15 protein-coding genes are annotated in these 15,436 nt (G+C 67.5%); 5 read left to right on the top strand and 10 right to left on the bottom strand.

Annotated features, from left to right (window positions below; genetic code table 11):
• Positions 1-27: 27 nt before the first annotated feature.
• The 5 genes from HWX03_RS21910 to HWX03_RS21890 all read right to left on the bottom strand — a co-directional run bounded on the left by HWX03_RS21910 (position 28) and on the right by HWX03_RS21890 (position 5,161).
• The gene (locus HWX03_RS21910; protein ID WP_175872652.1) at positions 28-483 is read right to left on the bottom strand and encodes a VOC family protein; all 456 of its coding nucleotides are present in this window, start codon (positions 481-483) and stop codon (positions 28-30) included.
• Between the two features lie 241 nt (positions 484-724).
• A complete protein-coding gene (gene tal, locus HWX03_RS21905) occupies positions 725-1,678 on the bottom strand; it encodes a transaldolase (RefSeq protein ID WP_174433018.1) in 954 nt (317 codons plus the stop codon).
• Positions 1,679-1,846: 168 nt separating this feature from the next.
• Positions 1,847-3,058, bottom strand: coding sequence for a benzoate/H(+) symporter BenE family transporter (locus HWX03_RS21900; protein WP_175872651.1), 1,212 nt, complete (start codon positions 3,056-3,058; stop codon positions 1,847-1,849).
• Between the two features lie 57 nt (positions 3,059-3,115).
• Entirely contained in the window at positions 3,116-4,291 is a 1,176-nt protein-coding gene (locus HWX03_RS21895; protein ID WP_174389115.1) for a VWA domain-containing protein, read from the bottom strand.
• 27 nt (positions 4,292-4,318) lie between these two features.
• Positions 4,319-5,161, bottom strand: coding sequence for a MoxR family ATPase (locus tag HWX03_RS21890; RefSeq protein WP_174433021.1), 843 nt, complete (start codon positions 5,159-5,161; stop codon positions 4,319-4,321).
• 245 nt (positions 5,162-5,406) lie between these two features.
• Here HWX03_RS21890 and HWX03_RS21885 point away from each other — a divergent pair, with 245 nt between their 5' ends.
• Together HWX03_RS21885 and HWX03_RS21880 are read left to right on the top strand one after the other, a co-directional pair.
• Positions 5,407-5,766 (top strand): cytochrome c, encoded by a 360-nt coding sequence (locus HWX03_RS21885; RefSeq protein WP_006478192.1) that lies wholly within the window; start codon positions 5,407-5,409, stop codon positions 5,764-5,766.
• Positions 5,767-5,806: 40 nt separating this feature from the next.
• Complete coding sequence (locus tag HWX03_RS21880) at positions 5,807-6,166, top strand: cytochrome c (protein WP_006490657.1); 360 nt, start codon at positions 5,807-5,809, stop codon at positions 6,164-6,166.
• 103 nt (positions 6,167-6,269) lie between these two features.
• Here the strand turns inward: HWX03_RS21880 and HWX03_RS21875 are convergent, their stop codons facing one another.
• Positions 6,270-6,704, bottom strand: coding sequence for a DUF1841 family protein (locus HWX03_RS21875; RefSeq protein WP_174389113.1), 435 nt, complete (start codon positions 6,702-6,704; stop codon positions 6,270-6,272).
• 226 nt (positions 6,705-6,930) lie between these two features.
• Between HWX03_RS21875 and HWX03_RS21870 the strand changes: the two genes are divergently transcribed.
• Positions 6,931-7,860 (top strand): DMT family transporter, encoded by a 930-nt coding sequence (locus HWX03_RS21870; RefSeq protein ID WP_175872650.1) that lies wholly within the window; start codon positions 6,931-6,933, stop codon positions 7,858-7,860.
• Between the two features lie 73 nt (positions 7,861-7,933).
• On the opposite strand, the gene nth is transcribed toward HWX03_RS21870, so the two are convergent.
• Both nth and rsxB read right to left on the bottom strand, forming a co-directional pair.
• A complete protein-coding gene (nth, locus tag HWX03_RS21865; protein WP_006478196.1) occupies positions 7,934-8,578 on the bottom strand; it encodes an endonuclease III in 645 nt (214 codons plus the stop codon).
• The gene (gene rsxB / locus HWX03_RS21860) at positions 8,575-9,474 is read right to left on the bottom strand and encodes an electron transport complex subunit RsxB (protein ID WP_175872649.1); all 900 of its coding nucleotides are present in this window, start codon (positions 9,472-9,474) and stop codon (positions 8,575-8,577) included. The genes nth and rsxB overlap by 4 nt, the downstream gene beginning before the upstream one ends.
• Positions 9,475-9,737: 263 nt before the next feature.
• On the opposite strand from rsxB, the gene HWX03_RS21855 reads away from it, so the two are divergent.
• The gene (locus HWX03_RS21855) at positions 9,738-10,370 is read left to right on the top strand and encodes a TetR family transcriptional regulator (RefSeq protein WP_059583716.1); all 633 of its coding nucleotides are present in this window, start codon (positions 9,738-9,740) and stop codon (positions 10,368-10,370) included.
• Between the two features lie 109 nt (positions 10,371-10,479).
• Here the strand turns inward: HWX03_RS21855 and phaZ are convergent, their stop codons facing one another.
• Together phaZ and HWX03_RS21845 are read right to left on the bottom strand one after the other, a co-directional pair.
• Entirely contained in the window at positions 10,480-11,970 is a 1,491-nt protein-coding gene (phaZ, locus tag HWX03_RS21850) for a polyhydroxyalkanoate depolymerase (RefSeq protein WP_175872648.1), read from the bottom strand.
• A gap of 212 nt (positions 11,971-12,182) precedes the next feature.
• Positions 12,183-14,012 (bottom strand): glycoside hydrolase family 15 protein, encoded by a 1,830-nt coding sequence (locus tag HWX03_RS21845; protein WP_175872647.1) that lies wholly within the window; start codon positions 14,010-14,012, stop codon positions 12,183-12,185.
• 166 nt (positions 14,013-14,178) lie between these two features.
• Between HWX03_RS21845 and HWX03_RS21840 the strand changes: the two genes are divergently transcribed.
• Positions 14,179-15,426, top strand: coding sequence for a lactonase family protein (locus HWX03_RS21840; protein ID WP_175872646.1), 1,248 nt, complete (start codon positions 14,179-14,181; stop codon positions 15,424-15,426).
• Positions 15,427-15,436 lie beyond the last annotated feature (10 nt).

The raw sequence follows: 15,436 nt of genomic DNA, 5'->3' as shown, positions 1-15,436 counted from the left end.
CGCAAGGTGGCGGGCGTTTCTTTTGCGTCAGCCCTGCGCGCGTTTCGCGAGATCCTCGCGCTGCGACAGATCCTCGACGTTGACCATCCAGTGCACGCCGAAGCGATCCTTCGCCATCCCGAAGCCGAGCGCCCAGAACGTCTTGCCGAACGGCATCGTCACTTCGCCGCCGTCGGCGAGTGCATTGAACAGCTTCTGGCCTTCCTCGACCGTCGCCGGGTTCAGCGACAGCGAATAGCCGGCGTGCGCGGCGCCGGCCGGCTGGCTGCAGTCGCCGTCCGAGCACATGATCATCGAGTCGCCGATCGTGAAGCTCGCGTGCATCACCTTGTCGCTCATCTCCGGCGACATCGGATAGTCGGGATTCGGCGGTGCGTCCTTGAAGTGCATCTTGAACATCGTCTTCGCGCCGAGTGCCTTTTCGTAGAACTGAAGGGCTTCGTCGGTACGACCGTAGAACGTCAGGTACGGTTGGACTTGCATCGTTGTCTCCTGGGATGAGCCGTGCCGGCGCGTCGGCGCTGGCGTGGCGTCGTTCAAGTTTGACTGGGGAAAGGGCGCATCGGGAGGCGGCCGTCGCACCCGTGACGTGGATTGTAGTGCGCGCGCTTGACGATGGAATGAAAATAAAAACGGCCGCGAACATCACGTTCGCGACCGTTTGCAGCGTGCGTGCTGACGCCTATTGTCAGTCTTGCTGACAGCCGCTGACGCGCAGCGTGGCTCAGCGCAGCGCGTCGATCAGCTTCTCGAGCTTCACCGCGTCGGCGGCGAATACGCGGATGCCTTCGGCGAGCTTTTCGGTCGCCATCGCTTCGTCGTTCAGCTGGAAGCGGAACGACGACTCGTCGATCGCGACGCGCTCGGCCGGCTTGTCCTGCAGCGATTCCGGCGACAGCTTGCGGGCGACCGTCTCGTTGCTCTCCTGCAGCTTCTGCAGCAAATCGGGACTGATCGTCAGCAGGTCGCAGCCGGCGAGCTCGGTGATCTGGCTGGTCGTGCGGAAGCTCGCGCCCATCACCTCGGTCTTGTAGCCGAACGTCTTGTAGTACGTATAGATGCGGCGCACCGATTGCACGCCCGGGTCATTCGCGCCGCCGTCCGTCGCTTCGTTCCATTCCGCGCCGGCCTGCTTCTTGTACCAGTCGTAGATGCGGCCGACGAACGGCGAGATCAGCTGCGCGCCGGCTTCCGCGCACGCGGCGGCCTGCACGAGCGAGAAAAGCAGGGTCATGTTGCACTTGATCCCTTCCTTCTGCAGCACCTCGGCCGCGCGGATGCCTTCCCACGTCGACGCGAGCTTGATCAGGATGCGCTCGCGGCCGACGCCGGCCGCTTCGTACAGCTTGATGAGCTCGCGGCCCTTGTCGATCGAGCGCTGCGTGTCGAACGACAGGCGTGCGTCGACCTCGGTCGACACGCGGCCGGGGATCAGCTTCAGGATTTCGGTGCCGAATGCGATCAGCAGGCGGTCGATGATGAAATCGGTGCTTTCGTTGCGATGATCGCGGACGGTTTTCTCGAGGATCGGCTTGTACGCATCCTTCTGGACGGCCTTCAGGATCAGCGACGGGTTCGTGGTCGCGTCCTGCGGCTTGTATTGCGCAAGCTGCTGGAAGTCGCCCGTGTCGGCGACGACGGTCGTGTACTGCTTCAACTGGTCGAGTGCGGTAGTCATGGCGATTCGGAAGAAGCGCGCGGGGCGCCGGGTTCTCACGGGCCGCGCGAACGCGGCGGCGAAGCGAAGCGGCGCCGGGCGCCGCTTCCGATCCATCATTTTAGGCCCGATTCGTGTCGAGCACGTTTTGGCGTGCCCGGCGTGCGCCGCGGCGGGCGCCGAGCCGCGTCACGCGGGGCGCCGCGCGTTCAGGATCACCTGCGTGACGACGCCCGCGACGAGCCCCCAGAACGCCGAGCCGATCGACAGCAGCGTGAGGCCCGACGCGGTCACCATGAACGTGACGAGCGCGGCTTCGCGCTGCTTCACGTCCTGCATCGCGTTCGCGAGCCCGCTCATGATCGAGCCGAACAGCGCGAGCGCCGCGACCGATACGACGAGCGCCTTCGGCAGCGCCGCGAACAGTGCGGCGATCGTCGCGCCGAAGATGCCGGCGATCAGGTAGAACGTGCCGCACCACACGGCTGCCGTGTAGCGCTTCGCATGATCCTCGTGCGCTTCGGGGCCGGTACAGATCGCGGCCGTGATCGCCGCGAGGTTCACGCCGTGCGAGCCGAACGGCGCGAGCAGCAGCGACGCGAGGCCGGTCGTCGCGATCAGCGGCGACGACGGCGTCGAATAGCCGTCCGCGCGCAGCACCGCGATGCCCGGCACGTTCTGCGACGCCATCGCGACGACGAACAGCGGAATGCCGATGCTGACGATCGACGCGATCGACAACGCGGGCATCGTGAACACGGGTTGCGCGAGCGCGATGTGGAAGCGGCTGAAGTCGAGCAGTCCGAGGCCGCCGGCCACCGCCGTGCCGACGATCAGCGTCGTGACGATCGCATAGCGCGGCGCGAGGCGTTTCACGATCAGGTAGGTGAAGAACATCGCGAGCACGAGCGCGGTCTGGAACTGCGCGGCGCGGAAGATCTCGATGCCGATCTCGAACAGGATGCCCGCGAGCAGCGCAGCCGCGATGCCGGCCGGAATGCGCTTCATCAGCGTGTCGAACAGCCCGCTCACGCCGACGGCCGTCAACAGCAGCGCGCACACGACGAACGCGCCGATCGCCTCGGGGTAGGGCACGCCGGGCAGCGACGCGATCAAGAGCGCTGCGCCGGGCGTCGACCACGCGACGACGACGGGCGCGCGAAAGCGCAGCGACAGGCCGATCGTCGTCAGCGCCATGCCGATCGACAGCGCCCAGATCCACGACGAGATCTGCGCGTCGGTGAGGTGGGCGGCGCGGCCGGCCTGGAACATCAGCACGAGCGAGCTCGTGTAGCCGGTCATCATCGCGACGAAGCCGGCGACGAGCGCGGACACGGACGTATCGGCGAAAAAGCGGCGGCCGCCGGCGCGGCCAGCGCTCGCGGTGGGCGAAGGGTTCATGCTATCTCCGGGGGGAGGCCGCTCGGATGCGGCCTTCGTGTCTGCGGGTGGGGTTCGTTACTTGCTGAGCGCGCGCATCGCGGTTTCGAGGCCCGCGAGCGTCAGCGGATACATGCGCTGGCCGAGCAGGTCGCGGATCGCCGCGACCGACTGCCGGTACTCCCATAGCCGCTCGGGCTCGGGGTTCAGCCACGCATGATGGGGGAACTGGTCGGCGAGGCGGCGCAGCCACACGGCGCCGGCTTCCGGGTTGTTGTATTCGACCGAGCCGCCGGGCTGCAGCACCTCGTACGGGCTCATCGTCGCATCGCCGACGAAGATCAGCTTGTAGTCGGGCGTGAACTTGTGCAGCACGTCCCACGTCGCGGTGCGTTCCGAGTGGCGGCGGCGGTTGTTCTTCCACAGGTGGTCGTACACGCAGTTGTGGAAGTAGAAGAATTCGAGGTGCTTGAACTCGGCCTTCGCGGCCGAGAACAGCTCTTCGGTGCGCTTGATGTGGTCGTCCATCGAGCCGCCGACGTCGAGCAGCATCAGCACCTTCACGTTGTTGTGGCGCTCGGGCACCATCCGCAGGTCGAGCCAGCCGGCGTTCGCGGCCGTGCTGCGGATCGTGCCGGGCAGGTCGAGCTCCTCGGCCGCGCCTTCGCGCGCGAAGCGGCGCAGCCGCCGCAGCGCGACCTTGATGTTGCGCGTGCCGATCTCGACCGAATCGTCGTAGTCGCGGTACGCGCGTGCTTCCCACACCTTCACCGCGGTGCGGTTGCCGTTCGACGGGCCGCCGATGCGCACGCCTTCCGGGTTGTAGCCGCCGTGCCCGAACGGCGACGTGCCGCCGGTGCCGATCCACTTGTTGCCGCCTTCGTGGCGTTCCTTCTGCTCGTCGAGCAGCGCCTTCAAACGCTCCATCAGCTTGTCGAGCCCGCCCATCGCGTCGATCTGCGCCTTCTCCTCCGGCGATAGCTCACGCTCGAGGCGCTTCTCGAGCCAGTCGAGCGGAATGTCGAACGCCTCGGACGGCAGCGCGGACACGCCGTGGAAATACGCGCCGAACGCCTGGTCGAACTTGTCGAAGTACTGCTCGTCCTTGACCAGCGTCATCCGCGCGAGGAAGTAGAACGCGTCGATCGACGGCGAGATCAGCCCGGCCTTCAGCGATTCGAGCAGCGTCAGGTATTCCTTCACCGAGACGGGCAGCTTGGCTGCGCGCAGCGCGTAGAAGAAATTGAGCAGCATGGCCGGGCCTTCGCGGGTGAGGGAGGATTACCGGTTGTGCCGGTTCATGTAGACGAGCCGTTCGAGCAGGCTCAGATCCTGCTCGTTCTTCAGCAGCGCGCCCGCGAGCGGCGGCACGATCTGCTTCGCGTCCGCGCCGCGCAGCGCGTCGGCCGGGATGTTCTCGGCGAGCAGCAGCTTCAGCCAGTCGAGCAGCTCGGACGTCGACGGCTTCTTCTTCAGGCCCGACACGCCGCGCAATTCGAAGAAACTCTCGAGCGCCGCGCGCAGCAACTCCTCGCGGATGTTCGGGAAGTGGACCGCGACGATCTTCTGCATCGTCGACGCATCGGGAAACTGGATGTAGTGGAAGAAGCAGCGGCGCAGGAACGCGTCGGGCAGCTCCTTCTCGTTGTTCGACGTGATGATGACGAGCGGGCGGTGCTTCGCGCGGACCGTCTCGCGCGTCTCGTACACGTGGAACTCCATCCGGTCGAGCTCGCGCAGCAGGTCGTTCGGGAATTCGATGTCGGCCTTGTCGATCTCGTCGATCAGCAGCACGCTCGGCTGCTCGGCGTCGAACGCCTGCCACAGCACGCCCTTGACGATGTAGTTCGAGATGTCCTTCACGCGCTCATCACCGAGCTGCGAGTCGCGCAGCCGCGACACGGCGTCGTATTCGTACAGGCCCTGCTGCGCCTTGGTGGTCGACTTGATGTGCCACTGCAGCAGCGGCATGTCGAGCGCGGCGGCCACTTCCTCGGCGAGCATGGTCTTGCCGGTGCCGGGCTCGCCCTTGATCAGCAGCGGGCGTTGCAGCGTCAGTGCGGCATTGACCGCGAGCTTCAGATCGTCGGTGGCAACGTACTGCGAGGACCCTTCGAAACGCATGGCGGCGCTCTTCTTCATCGGGAAAAAACCCAGTATAAGTCAGAAGGGCTGTCCGGTTGGGCCGCGCCCGCGTATCGTTGCGGGGCTGCGGCGGGGCGAACCGGGGGCGCCGTATGGACGCGTTCCCCGCCGACGCGGTACAATCTGGCCGTTTTTTTTGGCCTGCGTGGCGATCCGATAAGCACAACGGCGCGGGCCGTTGCCGCTTCGGCGCCAGTTTCCCCTCAAGCTAGGTTACAAGAGCTATGAACAAATTCGTCGGCAAACACGTTGTTGTCGCAGCGCTCGTGGCGCTCGCGGGCAGCGCGCAGGCGGCCGGTGTGGTCGGCAACCCGAAGGACGGGGCGAGCAAGGCCGCCATGTGCATCGGTTGCCACGGCATCCAGGACTACCGCGCGGCGTACCCGGAGGTCTACCGGGTGCCTGTCCTCGGCGGCCAGAACCAGCAATACCTCGAGAACGCGCTGAAGGCCTACCGCAAGAAGGATCGTCACTTCCCGTCGATGAATGCGATCGCCGGTTCGCTGACCGACCAGGACATCGCGGATCTGTCGGCGTACTACGCCGCCCAGAAGGCCGACACGAAGGACAACCCCTACAAGTAAAGCGCGCGCCGCCGATCTCTCCGGCGGGACAGGAGCATTCATGAACAACGCATTCAAGACGGCGGCGGTGGCACTGGCGGCCGGCCTCGCGATCGGTACCGCGCACGCCGCGGACATCTCGAAGGGCAAGGAACTGGTCGAATCGCACAACTGCGCGGCCTGCCACGGCGCGCAGCTGAACAAGCCGATCAACGCGGAGTACCCGCGCCTCGCCGGCCAGCACGCCGACTACCTCGTGTGGGCGATGCGCCAGTACCAGATGGGGCTGACGAACCCGCTGCTCGGCCGCAACAACGCGATCATGCAGGCGCAGGTACAGAACCTGTCGGTCAGCGACATGAAGGACATCGCGTCCTACATCGAGTCGCTGAAGGAAACCGACCTCGTGTTCAAGAAGTAAGCGCGACGGGCCTCACGGGCTCGCGCAGCAGCAAAAATGCCCCGCCTCGGCGGGGTATTTTTTTGGCCGCGGCCGGCGCAGACGAGTGTGCCGGGCCGGGCGCTCAGTCGCGCGACGCGCGGCGCAGGATGCGCTGCAGGTACGCGTCGGTATCGGGCGGCGTGTTCGTGCGCTGCGCTTCCCAGATCGTCTCGCCGAGGCATTCCATGATCGCGTGCTGCGCGTCGTGGGTCGAGTCGAGCTTCGCGGCCAGCTTGTCGTGCGCGGCGCGGATACCCGGCGGCTGGTCGATCGACAACTGCTCGCTGATCGCGAGGTGCATCGACAGGTGCAGGAACGGGTTGGTCCGGCCTTCTTCTGGCGTGTAGTTGCGCGCGGCCGCGCCGTCGGCGTCGGCCAGTTCGTCGTGGTATTCGGGATGCTCGACGATCCAGTCGGCTGCGATCGCTTCCAGCGGCGTCAGGATTTCGCCCGCGCGCTGCTTGCGCCAGGTCTCGGTGAAAAAGCGACGCACTTCGTCGCGGCTTGGATTGAACATGGTGGGGAAACGTCGTGATTCGGGCGGCGTCATGCCGCGTCGCGCATTGTACGCCGGAGCGGCGTGCGGCGCTGGCGGCAGCCCCCGGGGCGGCTGGCGGCGGGCGGCACGGCGCGGGTCGTTGCGGCCGCCCGCCGCGCAACGGGTAAGCGCGGGCTAGGCTTGCCGCCGCCGCGCCGCTACACTCCGACGATTCCGTCACGGCGCCTGGTTCGCCCGTTTCATCATGACCGCCACCGTTCGCCCCTCGTCCGCCGCCCTGCAGGGCTCGCTCTACGTCGCGTTGTCCGCCGCCGCGTTCGGCGCGATGGCGATTTTCGGCCGCTACGCGTATGCGGCCGGCGTCGACGTGCTCGGGTTGCTGATCGTGCGCTTCGCGATCGGCGGTGCGGTGCTCGCCGCGATCGCGCGGCACCGTCGCGTCGCATGGCCGCGCGGGCGGGCGCTCGCGCCGCTGGTGGCGATGGGCGCGCTCGGCTACGTCGGGCAGTCGTTCTGCTATTTCAGCGCGCTGCAGCACGCGCAGGCGAGCCTCGTCGCGCTGCTGCTGTACCTGTATCCGGCGTTCGTCACGCTGCTGGCCGCGTGGTGGCTCGGCGAGCGCCTGACGCGGGCAAAGGCCGTCGCGCTGGTGCTGTGCGTCGCGGGTTCGGCGCTGATGGTCGGCGGCGGGCATGGCGAGCCGCTCGGGATCGCGCTCGCGCTGGCCGCCGCGGTGATCTATTCGCTGTACATCGTCGGCGGCACCAAGGCGACGCGCGGCGTCGATCCGCTCGCGACCACCGCGATCATCTGCCTGTCGGCCACCGCGACGCTCGTCGCGATCGCCGTCGTGCGAACGGCGGCGTTCGGCGCGCCGCCGCGCTGGCCCGCGACGGCCGGCGGCTGGGCGTCGATGCTCGCGATCGCGCTGGTGTCGACGGTCGCGGCCATGCTCGCGTTCTTCGCCGGGCTCGAGCGGCTCGGGGCCGCGCGCACGTCGATGCTGTCGACGCTCGAACCGGTCGTGACGGTCGCGCTCGCGGCGCTGCTGTTCGGGGAAGCGTTGTCGCCGCTGCAGTGGGCGGGGGGTGTCGCGATTCTCGCGGCCGTGCTGGCGCTCGTGCGCGCGGGCGGCGCGGCCGCCGACGACGCGACGGCGACATCCAACGCGTAGTCGGAAAGGGAAGCGGGCATCGCGACGGCGCGTGCGGAGCCGGCCCGCGCGGCGCGTCTGTCGTGCCTGACGCTTATTCGTTGGGCGGCGGCGTCTTCGGCCGGAACTCGCACAGCGGCTCGATCGCGCAGTGCCAGCATTCGGGCCGCCGCGCCTTGCACACGTAGCGCCCGTGCAGGATCAGCCAGTGATGCGCGTCCTGCAGGAATTCCTTCGGCGTGAACTTCTCGAGCGCGGCCTCGACGGCCCGCACGTCCTTGCCCGGCGCGAGCCCGGTGCGATTCGCGACGCGGAAGATATGCGTGTCGACCGCGATCGTCGGCTGGCCGAACGCGGTGTTCAGCACGACGTTCGCGGTCTTGCGGCCGACGCCCGGCAAGCCTTCGAGCGCTTCGCGATCGGCCGGCACCTCGCCGTCGTAGCGCTCGAGCAGGATCCGGCACGTCGCGACCACGTTCTTCGCCTTGGTGCGATAGAGACCGATCGTCTTGATGTACTCGGTGACGCCTTCCTCGCCAAGCGCGACGATTTGTCGCGGGGTGTTCGCGACCGGAAACATTTTCCGCATCGCCTTGTTGACCGACACGTCGGTCGCCTGCGCGGACAGCATCACGGCGATCAGCAGTTCGAACGGCGTCGAGTATTCGAGCTCGGTGGTCGGATGCGGATTGAGGCTCTGCAGCGTTTCGTAGATCGCGCGTCGTTTGCTGGCGTTCATGGAGCGTTCGGGTCGGGCGGCGTGGACGGACCGTCCGGATCGTCGTTGCCTGCGTCGTTGTCGTGGCTGCCCGATGCCGCTTCGGCGTCGCGCTGCGCCTGCTGTTCGGCGAGCCGCTTGCGGCGGGCCTCGGCCGCGTCGATCTGCGCCTGGACGGCCGCGCTCACGCCTTCGGTGTTCTGCGGCCCGGCGCCTTGCCCGGACAGCTCTTCCTTCTTCTTGCGCGCGCGTTCGAGCGCGGCGGCGATGATCGCGCGTTTCTTCGCTTCGGCGTCGTCGGCGGCCGGCGCGGCGGCTGGCGCATCTGGCTGCGCGGCGGAGGGTTCCGCGGCCGGTTTCGCGGTGCTGGCCGCGCGGCGGGCGGCGGCGCGCGCTTCGGCGGCCTCGCGCTCGCGACGCTGGCGCGCGAGCCGCAGGTCGTGGCGTTCGCGCGCGGCGTCAGCCTGTTCCTGCGACCACGCATCCCAGCCCGTGCGATCGCCGGTCACCGGCAGCATCGCGATGCAGTCGACCGGACACGGCGGCACGCACAAATCGCAGCCCGTGCACAGCGACGCGACGATCGTGTGCATCTGCTTCGGCGCGCCGACGATCGCGTCGACCGGGCACGCCTGCATGCACAGCGTGCAGCCGATGCACAGGTTTTCGTCGATGAACGCGACCGCGCGCGGATGCTCGCTGCCGTTGACGGGGTTCAACGGAATCACCGGCTTGCCGAGCAGGTTCGCGAGACGCGCGATGCCTTCGGCGCCGCCGGGCGGGCACTGGTTGTAGTTCGCGTCGCCGGCGGCGATCGCCTCGGCGTACGGACGGCAGCCGTTATAGCCGCACTTCGTGCATTGCGTCTGGGGAAGCAGATCTTCGATGCGATCCGCGAGTGTTTTGGAGTCGGTCACGGTGACAACAGGCTGACAACAGGCGCAGCGGCGCCGAATGGCTCTCGGCTGCGTCGCGTGCGGCCGGAAAGGTATGCCAAAGCTCAATTATCGCCGATTTCCCGCATTGCGCTGGACGCCGTCTATGCGCATAATCGAACCGCTTTTTTGCAGGGGCTCAGCAGGAGGGCGGCCGTCCGCGGGGCGCCCGTTCCAGGGCGGCCGGCGCCGAGGCGGTGGGGGTGCCGGTCCGGATCAAGCGGCTCACATAGCAAAACGCCACCATGAATCAGCCAAAAATCAAAAGAGATCCTGAAGGTACCCGCCGCCGCATCCTGATGGCGGCAGCCGAAGAGTTCGCGAATGGAGGGCTGTTCGGCGCGCGCGTCGATCAGATCGCGCGCCGGGCCGAAACGAACGAGCGCATGCTCTATTACTATTTCGGCAGCAAGGAGCAGCTCTTCACGGCGGTGCTCGAACACGCGTTTTCCGCGCTGACCGAGGCCGAGCGCGTGCTGGATCTCGACGGCGTTGCGCCGGTCGAAGCCGTCACGCGGCTCGCGCATTTCGTTTGGGACTACTACCGCGACCATCCGGAGCTGCTCAGGCTCATCAACAACGAGAACCTGCACGAAGCGCGCTACCTGCACAAGTCGACGCGGATCCGCGAGATGATGTCGCCGATCGTCGCGAAGCTCGGCAACGTGCTGATGCGCGGCCAGAAGGCCGGGCTGTTCCGCAGCGACGTCGATCCGCTGCGCTTCTACGTGACGCTGTCGGGGCTCGGCTACTACATCGTGTCGAACCGCTTCACGCTCGCCGCGACGCTCGGCCGCGACTTCACCGACACCGACGAGCGCGCGGAGATGGTCCGGATGAACACCGAGGTGCTGCTCGCGTATCTGCTGCGGCGCTGACGCGCCGAATGGTCGGGCCGATGAGCCGGCCGCTCGCGGCCGCGGCCGGATAAGAAAACGCCGCCGTGCGCCAAGCAACGGCGGCGTTTTTGCGTCCGAACGCGGCGCGTCAGGCGGCCTTGCGGGCCCGCACGGTTTTGGCGCGCGGGCTGCCTGCCGCGCGTTTCGCGGCGGGCGCGGCCTTCGCGGCGGGCGCCTTGGCGGGCGCGACCGTTACGGCCGGCGCCTTCGCGCGCGTGCGTTTCGCGGCGGTGACGCGCACCGTCGTTTCCGGCTGGGGCTTGGCGGCCGGCACGAGGCCGATCGTGGTCGCATCCTGGGCATCGACGGGCAACTTCGTCGCGCCGGGCTTGGGCTCCAGCGCATGCTCGCGGATGAAGTCGCGCAGTTGCGGATAGATGATCGTGCGCCAGCGGCGGCCCGAGAAGATCCCGTAGTGGCCGCACTTCTCGGCGGTCAGGCTGCGGCGATCGTCTTGCGGGATGCCGGTGCACAGCTCGTGCGCGACGTGCGTCTGGCCGCTGCCCGAGATGTCGTCGAGTTCACCCTCGATCGTCATCAGCGCGGTGTGCTTGATGTCCTGCGGCCGCACGCGCTCGCCGTCGACGTCCCACGTACCTTCCGCGAGCCGGAATTCCTGGAACACGACACGGATCGTCTCGAGGTAATACTCGGCGGCCATGTCGAGCACCGCGTTGTATTCGTCGTAGAAGCGGCGGTGCGCTTCGGCGTCGTCCTCGTCGCCGCGCAGCAGGCTCTGGTAGAAATCCCAGTGCGATTGCGCGTGCCGCTCCGGGTTCATCGCGACGAAGCCCGTGTGCTGCAGGAAGCCCGGATACACCTGGCGGCCTTCGCCCGGATAGTTCGCGGGCACCGTGTGGATCACGTTGTTCTCGAACCACGCGGTCGAGTGCTGCGTCGCGAGCGAGTTCACGGAAGTCGGGCTGCGGCGCGCGTCGATCGGGCCGCCCATCATCGTCATCGTGAGCGGCGTGTCCTCGCCGCGGCTCGCCATCAGCGAAATCGCCGCGAGCACCGGCACCGTCGGCTGGCATACCGAGATCACGTGCAGGTTGCGCGCGCCGATGTGACGGATGAATTCCTGGATGTACGCGATGTAGTCGTGCAGGTGGAACGGGCCGGTCTCGACCGGCACCATCCGCGCGTCGATCCAGTCGGTGATGTAGACCTTGTGATCCTGCAGCAGCGTGCGCACCGTGTCGCGCAGCAGCGTCGAGTGGTGGCCCGACAGCGGCGCGCAGACCAGCACGACCGGCTCGTCCTTCAGTTGCGTGACGGCGTCGGCATCGTCCGAATAGCGCTTGAAGCGCAGCAGCCGGCAGAACGGCTTCTCGATGATCGTCTGCTCGACGATCGGGATGTTGTGGCCGTCCTTGACGATCTGATGAAGGTTGAATTCCGGCTTTTCGTAATCCTTGCCGAGCCGATACATCAGCTCATAGGCGGCTGCCATGCGCGGCGCGCCGGGCATCAGCGAGAACGGGCTGGACGGATTCGCGAACGACTTCGAGGCGGCCTGGGCCCAGGCCGTGAGCGGGCTCAGCATTGCCCGCTGGAATTCGTGCAGTTGGTAAAGCATGCAGGCTACTCCCGCGTGGGGGGACGGTGCGCAAGGGCGGCGTGAGGCGTCGCGGCGTGCCGTGTGGGTCAGCGGCCGGCCATGTTGCATTGCAGCCGGACAATCTCATCGATCATATCGGACAACGATCGGTTGTGCAATGCAACATTTCCCGGTTTTTTCATCAAATCTTTGCGATTTGACGATCTATGAACAAGGGTTCGCGCTGCCGCTCAGCGCCCGGTCGCCACGGCCGGCGTCGGCTGGCCGGCCGCGCGCGCCATCGCGTCTTCATGGTGCATCAGGTTCATCGCGGTATGCACGAGCGCCACGTGCGAGAACGCCTGCGGGAAGTTGCCGACGAGCCGCCCGGCGACCGGGTCGTATTCCTCCGCGAGCAGCCCCAGGTCGTTCGACAGCGAGAGCAGGCGGCTGAAGAGCCGATGCGCGTCGTCGATCCGGCCGAGCAGCGCGTAGCTGTCGACCAGCCAGAAGCTGCATGCGAGAAACGTGCCTTCGCCCGGCGGCAGGCCGTCGTCGTATTCGGTCGTGCGGTAGCGCATCACGAGCCCGTCGTGCAGCAATTCCCGTTCGATCGCGGCGACCGTGCCGACGACGCGCGGGTCTTCCGGCGGCAGGAAGCCGAGTTGCGGCAGCAGCAGCACGCTCGCGTCGAGCTCGTCGCTGCCGTAGCTCTGCGCGAACGCCTGCTTGCCTTCGTGCCACGCGTTGGCGCAGACGTCCGCATGGATCTGCTCGCGCAGCGCGCGCCAGCGGTCGAGCGAGCCGGGCAGCCGGAACATTTCCGCCGACTTGATCGCGCGGTCGAACGCGACCCACGCCATCACCTTCGAGAACGTGAAATGGCGACGGCCGCCGCGCGTTTCCCAGATCCCTTCGTCGGGTTCCTGCCAGATTTTCTCGAGGTGGTCGAGCAGCGCGCACTGCACGGACCAGACCGTGTCGTCGGCCTGCAGGCCGCCCACGCGCGCGAGGTGCAGCGCGGCCATCACCTCGCCGAACACGTCGAGCTGAAGCTGGTTCGCGGCGCCGTTGCCGACCCGCACCGGCTGCGAATCCTGGTAGCCGGGCAGCCAGTCGAGTTCCATTTCCGGCAGCCGGCGCTCGCCGGCGATCCCGTACATGATCTGGATCTGCTCGGGCGAGCCGGCCATCACGCGGCCGAGCCACGTGCGCCATGCACGCGCCTCGTCGTAGTAGCCGCCGCGCATCAGCGCGAGCAGCGTGATCGTCGCGTCGCGCAGCCAGCAGTAGCGGTAGTCCCAGTTGCGGTTGCCGCCGATCTTCTCGGGCAGCGACGTGGTCGGCGCGGCGACGATGCCGCCGGTCGGTTCGTATGCGAGCGCCTTCAGCGTGATCAGCGAGCGGCGCACGGCCGCCGCGTAGCGGCCCTGCACCTGGCAGCGGCCCGACCATTCGAGCCAGTAGTTCTCGGTGCGCGCGAGCATCGACAGCGGGTCGCGCGCCGGCGGCAGCCGCATGTGCGACGCCGCGTAGCCGAGCGAGAACGGCACGCGCTCGTCGGCGCTGACCGTGAATTCCGCGAGCGTATGGAGGTTCTTGCCGGCGAGCGGCACCGGCGTGCGCAGCACGACGGTATCCGGGCCGGCGATGGCCTTCATGCCATCCTCGCGGGTCAGTTGCGTGACCCACGGAATCGAGAAACCGTAGTCGAAGCGCAACACGAGTTCCATGCGCATCTTCATCGTGCCGTGGCGGCCGACGACGATCCGCACCAGTTCGGACCAGCCGTTGCCGGGCGGCATGAAGTCGATCACGGTGACGGCGCCGTCGGCGCTTTCGTAATCGGTTTCGAGAATCAGCGTGTCGCCGCGATAGCGGCGGGTCGTGTGCGTGATCGCGGCGTCGGCGGCCGGAGCAAGCAGCCAGCGGCCGTGCTCGGGCGTGCCGAGCAGCGCCGCGAAGCAGGCGCCCGAATCGAAGCGGGGCCAGCACAGCCAGTCGACGGAGCCGTCTTTTGAAACCAGCGCGGCCGTGTGGCCGTCGCCGACGAGGGCGTAGTCTTCGATCAGGGCGGGCATGGGCAGGCGATCCTTGAATATTCGAGTTCACAATGCGGACGTCGGCGGCCCGGACTTCACGCCCGGGCGCCGCGCCCCGTATACTCGGCCGGGCGGCGGAGCGCATGAACGGCCGGCGTTTCGTCCTATCTCAACACTTGAAGCGACTCGATGCAAGGAGGATTCAATGCCCAACCGTTTACGGGAGCGTGACGCACGCGCTTCGACACGAGGGTTCCCGCTTAGGTTCGCTCACTGGATGAAAGGTTTCGCGATCGTGCTTTCCCTGTCCGCGACCCACGCATTCGCGCAGCAATCATCCGTCCCGGCCGACGGCGTCTACAACCTGCTCGTCGGCACCTATACGGGCGGCGGCAGCGACGGGATCTACGTTTACCGCTTCGATACCAAGACCGGCAGCGTCGCGCCGGTGTCGTCGACGAAGACCGTGAACCCGTCGTACCTGTTGCCGAGCCGCGACGGTCGCACCGTCTACGCGGTCAACGAGCTGCCAGGCGACGACGGGCCGGCGACGCAGCGCGGCGGCGTCAGCGCGTTCCGCTTCGATGCGAAGACGGGCGCGCTCACGTTCATCGAGCGCGTGTCGTCGGAAGGGAACGATCCTTGCTATCTCGCGCTGTCGCCGGACGGCAAGTACCTCGTGACGGCCAACTACTCGGTCGCGGCCGACCCTGGCGGCAGCTTCGCGGTGTTCCCGCTGCGCGACGACGGCGCGGCCGGCCAGGCCGTGCTGACGGTCCACCACGAAGGCACCGGGCCCGTGAAGGGCCGCCAGGATGGCGCGCACGTGCATTCGACGGTGTTTTCGCCGGACGGCCGCTACCTGTTCGTGCAGGATCTCGGCGCGGACAAGATCTACGGCTACCGCTACACGGTGGACGGCAGCCGCGGGCTGATCGGCCCGACCGACACGCGCTACACGCCGGTGAAGGCCGGCTCGGGCCCGCGTCACATGGTGTTCGGCGCCGACGGCCGCTTCGCGTACGTGACGAGCGAGCTCAACGCGTCGGTCGAGGTGTTCGGCTATCACGACGGCAAGCTGACGCCGGTCGAAACGGTGCCGATGACGGCGCCGGGCTTCAAGGGCAAGGTCGGCGGCGGCGCGATCCACCTGTCGCCGGACGGGCGCTTCCTGTACGTGAGCAACCGCGGCGACGCGAACGACCTCGTGATCTACGCGGTGAACAAGGCCGACGGCCGGCTGAAGCACGTCGGCCGCCAGTCGAGCCTCGGCAAGACGCCGCGCGAGTTCCTGATCGATCCGACCGGCAAGTGGCTGATCGTCGGCAACCAGGACAGCGACACGTTCTACGTGTTCAGCCGTGATGTCGAAACGGGGCAGCTCGGCGCGAATCCGCAGAAGGTCACGGTCGGCAAGCCGGTCGACTTCAAGCTGGTGCCGGTCGCGCAGTAACTCCCGGTCG

Source organism: Burkholderia sp. BCC0397 (assembly GCF_902832865.1).
Classification (GTDB): domain Bacteria; phylum Pseudomonadota; class Gammaproteobacteria; order Burkholderiales; family Burkholderiaceae; genus Burkholderia.
The sequence above is the reverse complement of the archived record's forward strand: the minus strand, read 5'-3'. Positions and strand labels throughout refer to the sequence as shown.

Bases quoted from the DNA above. Each gene is read 5' to 3' on its own strand.
- HWX03_RS21910 (WP_175872652.1), bottom strand. From the start codon at position 483: ATGCAAGTCCAACCGTACCTGACGTTCTACGGTCGTACCGACGAAGCC.
- tal (WP_174433018.1), bottom strand. From the start codon at position 1,678: ATGACTACCGCACTCGACCAGTTGAAGCAGTACACGACCGTCGTCGCC.
- HWX03_RS21900 (WP_175872651.1), bottom strand. From the start codon at position 3,058: ATGAACCCTTCGCCCACCGCGAGCGCTGGCCGCGCCGGCGGCCGCCGC.
- HWX03_RS21895 (WP_174389115.1), bottom strand. From the start codon at position 4,291: ATGCTGCTCAATTTCTTCTACGCGCTGCGCGCAGCCAAGCTGCCCGTC.
- HWX03_RS21890 (WP_174433021.1), bottom strand. From the start codon at position 5,161: ATGCGTTTCGAAGGGTCCTCGCAGTACGTTGCCACCGACGATCTGAAG.
- HWX03_RS21885 (WP_006478192.1), top strand. From the start codon at position 5,407: ATGAACAAATTCGTCGGCAAACACGTTGTTGTCGCAGCGCTCGTGGCG.
- HWX03_RS21880 (WP_006490657.1), top strand. From the start codon at position 5,807: ATGAACAACGCATTCAAGACGGCGGCGGTGGCACTGGCGGCCGGCCTC.
- HWX03_RS21875 (WP_174389113.1), bottom strand. From the start codon at position 6,704: ATGTTCAATCCAAGCCGCGACGAAGTGCGTCGCTTTTTCACCGAGACC.
- HWX03_RS21870 (WP_175872650.1), top strand. From the start codon at position 6,931: ATGACCGCCACCGTTCGCCCCTCGTCCGCCGCCCTGCAGGGCTCGCTC.
- nth (WP_006478196.1), bottom strand. From the start codon at position 8,578: ATGAACGCCAGCAAACGACGCGCGATCTACGAAACGCTGCAGAGCCTC.
- HWX03_RS21855 (WP_059583716.1), top strand. From the start codon at position 9,738: ATGAATCAGCCAAAAATCAAAAGAGATCCTGAAGGTACCCGCCGCCGC.
- phaZ (WP_175872648.1), bottom strand. From the start codon at position 11,970: ATGCTTTACCAACTGCACGAATTCCAGCGGGCAATGCTGAGCCCGCTC.
- HWX03_RS21845 (WP_175872647.1), bottom strand. From the start codon at position 14,012: ATGCCCGCCCTGATCGAAGACTACGCCCTCGTCGGCGACGGCCACACG.
- HWX03_RS21840 (WP_175872646.1), top strand. From the start codon at position 14,179: ATGCCCAACCGTTTACGGGAGCGTGACGCACGCGCTTCGACACGAGGG.